The 12,386-nt window shown below is 64.6% G+C and carries 9 protein-coding genes; all 9 read left to right on the top strand.

Features of this window, described 5'->3' with window-relative positions:
* Nucleotides 1–113 precede the first annotated feature (113 nt).
* The 9 genes from KTR60_RS16790 to ftsZ all read left to right on the top strand — a co-directional run bounded on the left by KTR60_RS16790 (nucleotide 114) and on the right by ftsZ (nucleotide 12,289).
* Complete coding sequence (locus KTR60_RS16790; protein ID WP_042921840.1) at nucleotides 114–1,748, top strand: UDP-N-acetylmuramoyl-L-alanyl-D-glutamate--2,6-diaminopimelate ligase; 1,635 nt, start codon at nucleotides 114–116, stop codon at nucleotides 1,746–1,748.
* Complete coding sequence (locus KTR60_RS16785; RefSeq protein WP_064444147.1) at nucleotides 1,745–3,304, top strand: UDP-N-acetylmuramoyl-tripeptide--D-alanyl-D-alanine ligase; 1,560 nt, start codon at nucleotides 1,745–1,747, stop codon at nucleotides 3,302–3,304. Before KTR60_RS16790 ends, KTR60_RS16785 begins: the two co-directional genes overlap by 4 nt.
* Nucleotides 3,301–4,383, top strand: a complete 1,083-nt coding sequence (gene mraY, locus KTR60_RS16780; RefSeq protein ID WP_003941699.1) for a phospho-N-acetylmuramoyl-pentapeptide-transferase — start codon at nucleotides 3,301–3,303, stop codon at nucleotides 4,381–4,383. The genes KTR60_RS16785 and mraY overlap by 4 nt, the downstream gene beginning before the upstream one ends.
* A gap of 5 nt (nucleotides 4,384–4,388) precedes the next feature.
* The gene (gene murD / locus KTR60_RS16775; RefSeq protein WP_228401064.1) at nucleotides 4,389–5,912 is read left to right on the top strand and encodes a UDP-N-acetylmuramoyl-L-alanine--D-glutamate ligase; all 1,524 of its coding nucleotides are present in this window, start codon (nucleotides 4,389–4,391) and stop codon (nucleotides 5,910–5,912) included.
* On the top strand, nucleotides 5,909–7,387 hold the full coding sequence (ftsW, locus tag KTR60_RS16770) for a putative lipid II flippase FtsW (protein ID WP_007730088.1): 1,479 nt from the start codon (nucleotides 5,909–5,911) through the stop codon (nucleotides 7,385–7,387). The genes murD and ftsW overlap by 4 nt, the downstream gene beginning before the upstream one ends.
* Complete coding sequence (murG, locus tag KTR60_RS16765; RefSeq protein WP_228401063.1) at nucleotides 7,384–8,553, top strand: undecaprenyldiphospho-muramoylpentapeptide beta-N-acetylglucosaminyltransferase; 1,170 nt, start codon at nucleotides 7,384–7,386, stop codon at nucleotides 8,551–8,553. Before ftsW ends, murG begins: the two co-directional genes overlap by 4 nt.
* Nucleotides 8,550–10,058 carry a UDP-N-acetylmuramate--L-alanine ligase gene (gene murC / locus KTR60_RS16760; protein ID WP_228401062.1) on the top strand — a complete coding sequence of 503 codons (1,509 nt, stop codon included), beginning with the start codon at nucleotides 8,550–8,552 and terminating at the stop codon, nucleotides 10,056–10,058. The genes murG and murC overlap by 4 nt, the downstream gene beginning before the upstream one ends.
* A gap of 164 nt (nucleotides 10,059–10,222) precedes the next feature.
* Nucleotides 10,223–10,861 (top strand): cell division protein FtsQ/DivIB, encoded by a 639-nt coding sequence (locus tag KTR60_RS16755; RefSeq protein ID WP_007733212.1) that lies wholly within the window; start codon nucleotides 10,223–10,225, stop codon nucleotides 10,859–10,861.
* A 240-nt stretch (nucleotides 10,862–11,101) separates the two neighbouring features.
* Nucleotides 11,102–12,289, top strand: a complete 1,188-nt coding sequence (gene ftsZ, locus KTR60_RS16750; RefSeq protein ID WP_003941788.1) for a cell division protein FtsZ — start codon at nucleotides 11,102–11,104, stop codon at nucleotides 12,287–12,289.
* The last annotated feature ends 97 nt before the right edge of the window (nucleotides 12,290–12,386 follow it).

Below are 12,386 nucleotides of genomic sequence, written 5' to 3'. Positions count from 1 at the left end.
CCTCATTCATCGCAGTGCGCCGAACTTTGCTTGCGTTGCGACCGCCATAGACAACGACCGCCATAGACAACGACCGCGATAGAACAACGACAATTGCCAGGAGTCGAGTGACAGTGCCGAATCGTTTGCAATCGTCGAACTCGGACGGGGCTCCCGGGACGCGTCCGACACAACCGGTTGCTACCGCGATCACGGCGCTCTCCGAACTGTCCGGGGCTCGCCTCGAATGGGTGGGGCAACCGGGATCACAGTCCTCGGAGGTCGTCGTCAAGGGCGTCGACCTGCGTGCGCAGGGAATCGTGACCGATGACCTCTTCGCCGCTCTGCCCGGTGCACGGACCCATGGCGCTCAGTTCGCCGTCGACGCTCTGGGGCGCGGTGCGACCGCGATCTTGACCGACGAGGCCGGCCTCGAACTGATCGAGGCCGCGGACAAGGCGCCTGACCGGTCCGTCCCAGTTCTCGTTCATCCGAACCCGCGGGATGTGCTCGGTGAGATCTCCGCGGAAATCTACGGCCGGCCCTCGGAGAAGATGCAGGTCGTCGGCATTACCGGTACATCGGGCAAGACCACGACGTCGTACTTGCTCGAAGCTGCGATTGCCGGAGCCGGCCGCAAGCCCGGCCTGGTCGGGACCATCGAGACTCGAATCGACGGCCGCCGGGTGCCCAGCGCTCTGACCACGCCGGAAGCTCCGCAACTGCATGCTCTGTTCGCCGTGATGGCAGAGCAGGGGATCGATACCGTCGTCATGGAGGTCTCCAGTCACGCTCTTGCTCTCGGACGCGTCGACGGCATCCGCTTCGACATCGGCGCGTTCACCAATCTTTCGCAGGACCACCTGGATTTCCATCGGGACTTCGAGGAGTACTTCCAGGCCAAGGCTCGGTTGTTCGATCCTGAGTCGACGGTGCGAGCCGAGCATGCCGTCGTCTGCGTCGACGACGTGTGGGGTCGACGGATGGCCGAGTTGGCCGCGACCGACGAGAGCGACGCGGTGACCACGGTCTCGACCTCGACGGCCGAGGCCGAGTGGACGGTCGGCGCAGTCGAGGTTGCCGAGGACGGCTCGCAGACCTTCGAGTTGGTCGGGCCGGACGGACAGTCGTGGCCAGTCTCACTTCGTCTCCCCGGGCGATACAACGTGGCCAACGCTGCGCTGGCGTTGACCGTCAGTTTTGCTGCGGGACTCGACCCGGACGCGGCTGTTCGAGCGCTCGGGACCGTGGACGTCCCGGGGCGAGTTCAGCGGATCGACCGGGGGCAGAGCTTTCTCGCCGTGGTCGACTACGCCCACAAGCCGGCAGCGCTCGAAGCCGTGATCGCCACGCTGCGCAACCAGGTTCCCGGCCGAGTGGCCGTGGTGGTCGGTGCGGGCGGTGACCGCGACGCCGGCAAACGGGCACTCATGGGTGAAGCGGGTGCGCGAGGCGCAGACCTGCTGATCGTCACCGACGACAACCCACGCACCGAGGATCCGGCGAAGATTCGCGCTTCGGTGATGCAAGGCGCCATGGACGTGCCCGAATCCGAACGCGGCGAGGTTCGCGAAGTGGGGGACCGGGCCGCCGCGATCGAGCAAGCAGTCCGGTGGGCACAGCCAGGAGATGTCGTCCTGGTGGCAGGCAAAGGCCACGAAGTAGGTCAAGAAATCGACGGGGTCAAACACCCGTTCGACGACCGCGAGGTGTTGGGCGAAATGATCGGCCGATTCGCGATCAACACAGCACATGGAGGCAAGCAATGATCCCGATGACGCTCTCTCGGATCGCCGAGATCGTCGGAGGAACCCTGCACGACGTCGACGATTCGTCGACGCAGGTGACTGGAACCGTCGAATTCGATTCGCGCAAAGTAGCTCCAGGTGGGCTCTTCCTCGCCCTACCCGGAGCGCGTGTCGACGGTCATGATCACGCGGAAGCGGCGGTGGCAGCGGGCGCTGTGGCGGTGCTCGCGGCGCGGCCGGTCGGAGTTCCGGCAATCGTCGTTCCATCGGTGCCGAACGACGGTCCCAGTGCAGTGATGCTGCTCGAACACGACACCGACGGGTCCGGAGCCGCGGTCCTGCATGCCCTCGGCCTTCTGGCCCGAGCCGTCGTCGACGAACTGGCAACTAACGGCGCACCGACCGATGGTGGACTGACGCTTGTCGGTGTCACCGGTTCTGCCGGCAAGACCTCGACCAAGGATCTGATAGCAGCGCTGCTGCGCGAGTGCGGCGAGGTGGTTGCGCCCCCCGGGTCGTTCAACAACGAATTAGGTCTGCCGTGGACAGTGCTCCGCGCCGACGAGAGGACCCGCTTCCTCGTTCTCGAGATGTCGGCCCGTGGGGTCGGTCATGTCGGCGAACTGACGAAGATCGCGCCGCCGAAGATCGGCGTAGTTCTCAATGTGGGCACTGCCCATCTCGGTGAGTTCGGTTCGCGTGAAGCGATCGCGGTCGCCAAAGGTGAACTGGTGGAAGCACTCCCGTCGGCAGCCGACGGTGGAGTTGCGGTCCTCAACGCCGACGACCGCATGGTCGCCGCAATGGCGAGTCGAACCAAGGCCCGGATCGTATTCGTCGGTCAGTCCGAAGACTGCGACGTTCGGGCGACCGACGTGGTTGTCGACGACCAGGCCAGGGCTTCCTTCACACTGAACTGTTCACAGGGTTCTGCACGTATTCGCCTGGCCGTTCACGGCGAACACCACGTGAGCAACGCCCTGGCCGCGGCGGCCGTCGCACTCGAGAACGGCCTCGCGGTTGCAGACATCGCGCGTGTCCTCGAGGGCACGAAGGCAGCGTCCGCGAGGCGGATGGAAGTCACCGAGCGCGCCGACGGCGTCACCGTCGTCAACGACAGTTACAACGCCAATCCCGATTCCATGCGCGCTGCGCTCAAAGCGTTGGTGTCCATGGCGCGATCGGATCGGCACTTCGGTCGCCGTAGCTGGGCTGTGCTCGGAGAGATGGGTGAGCTCGGACCGGAATCAGTTGTCGAGCACGACGCGATCGGTCGCCTGGCCGTCAGACTCGATGTCAGCAAGTTGATCGTCGTCGGGACGGGCCGCACCTCGCGTGCGATGCATCAAGGAGCAGTGATGGAGGGGTCGTGGGGTGACGAGTCCGTCGTCGTGCCCGACGCAGCTGCGGCAATCGCCATTCTCGAAGCGGAACTCGAACCGGGCGATCTCGTCCTGGTGAAGGCGTCCAAGTCGGTGGAACTGTGGACGGTCGCCGAAGCGATACTGGCCGCAACGCCCAGCGACAACACCGGTGACGCGAACACCGATGGCGAGAACGGCGGGGATTCGCAGTGATCCAGATTCTTCTCGCCGCAGGCATCGCGCTGGCGGTCTCCATCATGCTCACGCCGATCCTGATCAAGGCGTTCTCGAAACAAGGTTTCGGGCAGGAGATCCGAACCGAAGGTCCAGCCAGTCACCAGGCCAAGCGCGGCACTCCCACGATGGGCGGCGTCGCGATCCTGACCGGAATCTGGGCCGGCTATCTCGGCTCACACCTCATCGGTCTCGGCATGGACAACGCGGAGGGACCGTCGGCGTCCGGCCTACTCGTTCTCGGTCTGACCACCGCGCTCGGTGGAGTCGGTTTCCTCGACGACTTCATCAAGATCCGCAAGCAGCGCAATCTGGGACTGAACAAGACAGCGAAGCTGGTCGGCCAGTTCGTCGCTGCCATTGCCTTCGGAATTTTGGCCCTTCAGTTCCGCGGTGACGACGGGCTGACTCCGGGCAGTGTTCATCTGTCGTACGTCCGCGACATCGCCACCGTCTCACTCGGGTCCGTGGTCTTCATCGCCTTCTGCTACCTACTGGTCAGCGCCTGGTCCAATGCCGTCAACCTGACCGACGGCCTCGACGGATTGGCCGCCGGTGCGATGAGTTTCGTTCTCGGCGCCTACGTCATCATCACGTTCTGGCAGTTCCGCTACTCGTGCGAGACGAATCCCGGTAAGGGTTGCTACGACGTCCGAGACCCGCTCGATCTCGCGGTGCTCTGCGCGGCCGGCGCCGGCGCGTGCATCGGTTTCCTCTGGTGGAATGCCGCACCCGCCAAGATCTTCATGGGCGACACTGGTTCACTTGCCCTCGGCGGCATGCTCGCCGGATTGTCGATCACCACCAGCACGGAACTGTTGATGGTGGTCATCGGTGCACTGTTCGTCGCGGAGGCCGCGTCGGTGGTGATCCAGGTAGCGGTGTTCCGGTCCAGCCGACGGCGGGTCTTCCGAATGGCGCCGTTCCATCACCACTTCGAACTCGCCGGGTGGGCTGAAACCACGGTCATCATCAGATTCTGGTTGCTGGCGGCTATTGCGTCGGCTATCGGATTGGCACTCTTCTACAGCGAATACCTCGCAGCGCTCGGAGGCTGAAAACCATGACCAGCTCAGCGGATTCCGAGAACGACCTGTCCTGGCTCCGCGGTACGCGAGTGCTGGTCGCCGGTGGGCGGGTGTCCGGTCAAGCGACCATCGAACCTCTCGTCGCCCTCGGTGCTGTCGTGACGGTTGCCGATTCGACCTTGGACTTCGCGGAGCGCTGCGCGGAGCTCGGCGCGGACATGGTGACCACCACCTCGATCGAGGATGCTCCGGATTCGATCACCGAGTACGGGCTCGTAGTCACCAGTCCGGGCTTTCGGCCGGATGCACCGATCCTTGCAGCCGCCGCGGGTCACGGGATTCCCATCTGGGGAGACGTCGAGTTCTCCTGGCGCGTCGACCACAGCGGGCACTTCGGCACACCCCGTAAATGGCTCGTCGTGACGGGGACGAACGGAAAGACCACGACGACGTCGATGCTGGCCTCGATTCTCGACGCCGCCGGAGTTGTCGGCCGAGCCTGCGGAAACATCGGGCTGCCGATACTCGACGCACTCGCCGAGACGTCGCCGCGCGTGGAGTACCTCGCTGTCGAACTGTCGTCCTTCCAATTGCACTGGGCGCCTTCGGTGCGTCCGGATGCCGGCGTGGTCCTCAACGTCGCCGAGGATCACCTCGACTGGCACGGCGGAATGAGCGCGTACGCCGAGGCCAAGTCGCGGGCGCTGAGCGGAAAGGTCGCGGTGGTCGGCCTCGATGACGCGATCGCTTCCGAACTGGGAACTCGCGCAACTGCAGACATTGTCACCGGGTTCAGATTGGGTGAACCGGGCGAAGGAGAACTGGGTGTCGAAGCGGGACACCTCGTGGACAACGCATTCGGCGATCACGTCCGCTTGGCCGAAGCAGCGTCGATAGATCCCGCCGGCCCGGCAGGCGTCATGGACGCGCTGGCCGCCGCCGCGTTGGCGCGGGCACTCGGATTCGAGGCAGACGTCGTCGAACGCGGTCTGGCCGCACACAAGGTCGGCCCACACCGAGGGGCGCTGGTCGGCCGTGTCGGGTCCGTTGTGTACATCGACGACTCCAAGGCCACCAATCCGCACGCAGCCCGACCGTCGATACTCGCGCACGATCGCGTCGTCTGGGTTGCAGGCGGTCTGCTCAAGGGAGCCAGCGTCGACCAATTGGTGAGCGAAGTCGGCCCTCGACTCTCCGGCGCTGTCCTTCTCGGGCGTGACGCTGGTGTGATCGAGGACGCGCTCGCGCGACACGCGCCCGATGTTCCCGTGGTGCACGTGATGTCGGGGGACGATGCAGTGGTGAGCGAAAACAGCAGCAACTCGACTCTCACCATCCGGCTGCCGTCGGGTGCCGACGCGGATGCCGTCATGGCCGCAGTGGTAGTCGAAGCTGCCGAGTTGGCGTCCCCCGGTGATGCAGTTGTACTCGCCCCGGCCGCCGCGTCCTTGGACATGTTCGCCAGCTACGGACATCGTGGTGACAGCTTCGCCGCCGCCGTCGCCGAATTACCCGATCCGTTCACGGATTCGCCTGGCCAAGCCGGGAACTTGCTATGACCAAGGGTCCCAAGACCCGAATCGGTGCCTGGTTGGCGCGGCCGTTGGCGTCGTTCCACCTGGTGGTGACGATTGCCACGATGTTGACTGTCTTGGGGCTCGTGATGGTTCTGTCGGCGTCGAGCGTCGAGCAGTACGTGTCCGGTGGCTCGGCGTATTCGTTGTTCACCCAGCAGTTGATCTTCGCGATTCTCGGAGCTGTGCTCTTCTACGTCGCGCTGCGGATCCCGGCGAGAGTGCTCCGGCAGTATTCGTTTCCGCTGTTCGTCGTCGTGCTGATCATGCTGGTACTCGTCCTGATTCCGGGAATCGGCACAGAAGCGCAGGGCGCGCGTCGCTGGTTCAACGTCGGCGGGTTCTCGGTGCAGCCCTCGGAAATCATGAAGGTCGCGTTGGCGATCTGGGGCGCCCATCTGTTGGCTTCGCGGCGGCCGGACGACCGATCCGTGAAGTCGATCCTGATTCCGCTCGTGCCCGCAGCAATGCTGGTCTTCGCGCTGGTCGTCGCGCAACCGAACCTCAGTACGACCATCGCATTGGGAATCATCGTCGGGGCCCTGCTGTGGTTCGGTGGGCTGCCACTGAAGCTCTTCGGCTCGATCGCGGTGACGGGCGTCGTCGTGGCGGGCGTGCTGGCGATGACGGCCGGTTATCGTTCCGATCGAGTTCAAGCCTTCTTCAACAAGAGCGACGACCTGCAGGGCAACAACTATCAGGCCAAGCAGGCTTTGTATTCGCTCGCCGACGGGGGCCTTTTCGGACGCGGACTCGGTCAGAGCGTCGCCAAGTGGAACTACCTACCCAACGCGCACAACGACTTCATCTTCGCGATCATCGGCGAAGAGTTGGGATTTGTCGGCTGCGCAGTGGTGATCGGTTTGTTCGCTGTATTCGTCTACACGGGATTGCGGATCGCAGCCCGCAGCATCGATCCGTTCTGGCGGCTCCTGTCGGCCACTGCAACTACCTGGATCGTCGGCCAGGCAATGATCAACATCGGTTACGTCATCGGACTGCTGCCGGTGACCGGACTCCAGTTGCCCTTGGTCTCCGCCGGCGGTTCGTCCTTGGCGATCACATTGTTCATGTTCGGTGTCATCGCCAATGCAGCGCGCCACGAGCCCGAAGCAGTTGCCGCTCTGAACTCCGGGCAGGACGGCAAGATCTCGAAGTTGCTCAGACTGCCGAAGCCCGTGCTGTACCACCCGCCGTCAGGGGGCCGGCCGATCCGTCGACCGAAGCCCGCACGGCAGATCGAACCGGCACGCGGACGCGACGGCCGGCGCGCGATCGAGACGGGCGATCGACGCAAGCGGGCAGATCAAGGTGCTCGCCCTTCCTCGGATTCCAACCGAGGTGCGGCCGCTGGGTCACGGAAGCGCACCGCGGGAGGGCAGAATGGTCAGCGTCGGCAGGCGCCGACACGTAGGGCACAAGATCCACGAGAAGTTCGAGAGCGAGGAATTCGTAGGTGAGCGGCAACAAATCGGCTCTGTCGGTAGTGGTGGCAGGGGGAGGCACGGCTGGTCACATCGAACCCGCACTTGCTGTCGCGGACGCGGTCAAGGCCGCTGCGCCCGACACCAGAATCACTGCGCTCGGGACGGCGCGTGGTCTCGAAACCACCTTGGTGCCGGCTCGCGGGTACACGCTCGAGCTCATTCCCCCGGTTCCGCTTCCTCGTAAGCCCACGATGGATCTCGTCAAACTGCCGACACGCATCCTCGCCTCGGTGCGCAAGACCCGTGAGGTACTCGATTCCGTCGACGCCGACGTGATCGTCGGTTTCGGTGGTTACGTCGCGCTTCCGGCGTATCTTGCCGCACGTGGCGGTGTTCTTCGGCGCCGCCGCAAGATTCCGATCGTCATCCACGAGGCGAACGCCAGTGCCGGCATCGCGAACAAGATCGGTGCTCGCCTGGCGACGCGGGTGCTTGCTGCTGTTCCGGGTTCCGGAGTGAAGAACCGCGGCGATCAGGACGCCGAGATCGTTGGCATCCCGGTTCGCGCGTCGATCGCCAATTTCGATCGAGCGGGACTCCGCTCGCAAGCTCGCGAGTACTTCGGACTACCTCAGGACGGTCCCGTTCTGCTCGTCTTCGGCGGATCGCAAGGCGCGAAGTCGCTCAACGACGCGGTGTCCGGAGCAGCGGATGAACTGGCGAAGGCCGGGATCTCGGTCCTTCACGCACACGGACCCAAGAACTCCCTCGAGGTCACGCAGTACTCGGAGACGGCACCGTATGTGGCTGTTCCTTATCTTTCGCGGATGGATCTCGCGTATGCCGCAGCCGACGCGACTATCTGTCGTTCGGGCGCGATGACGGTCGCCGAGGTCTCGGCGGTCGGGCTTCCGGCCGTCTACGTTCCGTTGCCGCACGGCAATGGTGAGCAGGAACTCAACGCGAAACCCGTTGTCGCAGCGGGCGGCGCGATCATCGTCTCCGACAACGAGCTCACGCCGCCGTTCGTCGCCGGTACCGTCGTCCCGATGCTGAGCGACAGCGCGCGCCTCGACAAGATGAGCAGTGGTGCTGCCAACGTCGGGCACCGCACCGCGGCAACCGAGATCGCACGGATCGTGCTCGACATCGCGGCAAAGGAAAACGCCGTCCAGGAAAACGCAAGGGGAAACCGATGACCGCGCTGCCCGCCCACCTCGAGCGAGTACACATGGTCGGAATCGGCGGCGCCGGTATGTCCGGCATCGCGCGAATCCTGCTTTCCCGCGGGGGTCTTGTCTCGGGTTCGGACGCCAAGGAGAGCCGAGGAGTCCTGGCGCTTCGTGCACGCGGGGCGCAGGTCCGGATCGGCCACGACGCCGATGCTCTCGACCTGCTGCCGGGTGGTCCGACCGTCGTCGTGACGACGCACGCGGCTATCCCGAAGGACAACCCGGAACTCGTCGAGGCCGCTCGCCGCGGAATCCCGGTGATTCTTCGGCCGGCTGTCCTTGCATCTCTGATGCAGGGCAATCGCACGTTCCTGGTTTCGGGTACACACGGCAAGACGTCGACGACCTCGATGCTCGTGGTCGCCCTGCAGCACTGTGGTTTCGACCCTTCGTTTGCCGTTGGCGGCGAACTCAACGAAGCGGGAACGAATGCCCATCACGGCAGCGGTGACGTCTTTGTCGCCGAGGCGGACGAGAGTGACGGGTCGCTGCTGCAGTACGACCCCAACGTGATCGTCGTGACCAACATCGAGGCCGATCACCTCGACTATTTCGGCAGCGTCGAAGCGTATGTGAAGGTGTTCGACGATTTTGTCGACAAGTTGCGTCCGGGTGGGCTCTTGATTGCTTGCCTCGACGACCCGGGATCGGCGGATCTCGCGAAGCGAATCGTGGCCTCGGGCCGTTCGGACATCCGGGTACTCGGTTACGGATCGGCAGACGCGCAGGAAGTGGAGGCGGGCACCGCCTTCGAGCCTGTCGACGGTGTCGAGGTCGGAGTCCGACTACTGGGCTTCCATGCGCACGACGTCGGGGGAGTCCTGCAGTTCCACCTGGCGGGCGAGAGCGCCGCGCGAACCGTGCGGATGGCAGTGCCGGGTCGTCACATGGCGCTCAACGCACTTGCGGCTCTACTGGCTGCCCGTGACGCCGGCGCCGAGACGGAGGAGATCGTCGAGGGGCTCGCCGGATTCGGTGGCGTACACCGCCGGTTCCAGTTCACCGGCCGCGAGCGTGGTGTCCGGGTGTTCGACGACTACGCCCACCATCCGACCGAAGTTCGTGCGGTTCTCGGCGCGGCGGCGGATCTGGTTCGACCGGAGGACGATTCGTCGTCGACCAATTCGGCGGCCGGACGCGTGATCTTGGTCTTCCAACCTCATCTCTATTCACGCACCGCCGCGTTTGCCGAGGAGTTCGCGCAGGCGCTGGACTTGGCCGACGAGGTTGTCGTTCTCGATGTCTACGGCGCGCGCGAAGAGCCGATGCCGGGCGTCAGTGGTGCGCTGGTCGCTCAGTCGGTCACGAAACCTGTTCACTATCAACCGGATCTGTCACAGGCGCCGAAGCAGGTGGCGGCGTTGGCTCACCCCGGCGACATCGTCATCACGATGGGTGCGGGTGACGTGACCATGCTCGGCAAACAGATCCTCGATGCTTTGCGTTCGGCGCCGCATCCCGCGCCGCGATGACACCCGACGCACGAAGTCGGCGCGGGCGTCGAGATCCTCGAGCCAGACAAGCCACCAGTACGCGTCGGCGCAGTACTCGCACCGAATCGCGATACTCGACGCGGTCGACGGAGCCGGCTCCCGAACCCACACCGACTCGTAGGTGGTTCAAGCGACCGCTGATCGTGGCACCGCTGGCAATCGTGCTGGTGGTGGGAATTGCGTTGACGGCTTGGTTGTCTCCGGTGCTCTCGGTCCGGGGCACCGAAGTTCTCGGTGCGACGACCGTCAGTGAGGAACAGATCCTTTCGCTCCTGGCCGTACCGACCGGTCAGCCGTTGATGCGGGTAGACACCGGCGCCGCCGCCGCACGTGTGGCGACGATTCCGAAGGTGGCCTCGGCTCGTGTGCAGCGGATGTATCCGTCGACTATCCGCGTCACCGTCACCGAACGGGTACCGGTCGTCTTCGTCGACTCACCCGAGGGTGCACACCTGCTGGACGAGAAGGGCGTCGACTTCGAGATGGGCGTCCCGCCGCCCGGGGTTCCGCGTCTGGTGACACCGACGCCCGGGTGGAACGACGAGCCGACGCTTGCCGCGCTCGAGGTGTTGTCGGTGTTGCCGCCGGATCTGAGATTTCAGGTGGGAGAGGTTGCCGCTCGGTCGATTTCGAGTGTCACGCTGACTCTGCTCGACGGTCGCGTCGTAAACTGGGGCGGTGTCGAGCACTCGGATCGTAAGGCTGCTGTGACGCTTCCGCTGTTGACCCAACCGGGGCAGACGTACGACGTGTCCAGTCCTGATCTGCCGACGGTGCGATAGCGCCCGGTGCAGCCGTGCGTCAGTGCGCAGCAAATACTTCGGTGTGTCTCGGCGCGCCTAATGGCGGAACGCGACGACGGTGCATAGCGTTTCGTTTCAGATCGAATACTTGACATAACTCTAACCCTATGGTTGAGGTTTAGGGTTTATCTCGAACACCAGCAGTGACAAATACAGCAGCAGTAAAAAGACAGCAGCACTGACAAGCAGCGTGAAACACGACACGGAAGGCGAGAGCCGATGACGCCCCCGCACAACTACCTCGCCGTAATCAAGGTCGTCGGCATCGGCGGCGGCGGCGTGAACGCAGTCAACCGCATGATCGAACAGGGACTCAAGGGAGTCGAGTTCATCGCGGTCAACACGGACGCGCAAGCCCTTCTGATGAGTGACGCCGACGTCAAGCTCGACGTCGGTCGTGAATTGACCCGTGGCCTCGGCGCCGGTGCCGACCCGGAAGTGGGTCGCAAGGCAGCCGAAGATCACAAGGACGAGATCGAAGAGGTCATCAAGGGCGCCGACATGGTGTTCGTGACCGCAGGCGAGGGTGGTGGCACCGGAACCGGTGGTGCCCCTGTCGTGGCAAGCATCGCCCGGAAGCTGGGCGCACTCACCGTCGGCGTCGTGACTCGGCCGTTCTCCTTCGAGGGCAAGCGTCGTGGGGGACAGGCGGATACCGGAATCCAGGCGCTCCGCGAGTCCTGCGACACGCTGATCGTCATTCCCAACGATCGCCTGCTCCAGCTGGGTGACGCGGCCGTCAGCCTGATGGACGCGTTCCGCAGCGCGGACGAGGTTCTCCTCAACGGCGTCCAGGGCATCACCGACCTCATCACCACTCCGGGTCTGATCAACGTCGACTTCGCGGACGTCAAGGGTGTCATGTCCGGTGCCGGTAGTGCGTTGATGGGAATCGGTTCCTCGCGGGGTGAGGGACGCGCGATCAAGGCGGCGGAATCCGCGATCAATTCCCCGCTCCTCGAAGCTTCGATGGAAGGCGCCCGCGGCGTGCTTCTGTCGATCGCCGGCGGTAGCGATCTGGGCCTGTTCGAGATCAACGAGGCGGCTTCGCTGGTGCAGGAAGCTGCCCACATCGACGCCAACATCATCTTCGGAACGGTCATCGACGATTCACTCGGTGACGAGGTTCGTGTGACGGTCATCGCTGCGGGATTCGACGGAGGAGCTCCGGCTCGTCGTCCCGTGGAGTCGACCGCGCAGGGACGTGGAGCTATCGGCGCCGGGCGCGCGGGTGAGGTCGGCCGGTCGCCGGTGGCCGCCGAACCTGCTGGCGAGCAGCCGATTTCCGCAGCGCGCGAGACCACCGGTTCGGGCAGCTTGCCTCCGATCGGTGGCCCCCGCCATGCGCCGGTCCAGGAAGACGAGGGCGACGACGACGTCGACGTGCCGGTCTTCATGCGTCGCTGACGTAGGGCTACAAACAGTTTCGAGAACAGGGTGCCCGGAATTTCTGGGTACCCTGTTCTTGACTGGATGTCCGGTCACGTCTGAGCCGGACGACAAC

This window comes from Rhodococcus sp. C1, assembly GCF_020809065.1.
GTDB lineage: Bacteria > Actinomycetota > Actinomycetes > Mycobacteriales > Mycobacteriaceae > Rhodococcus_F > Rhodococcus_F qingshengii.
Note: the sequence above shows the minus strand (reverse complement) of the source record. Positions and strands in the feature narration are given on the sequence as shown.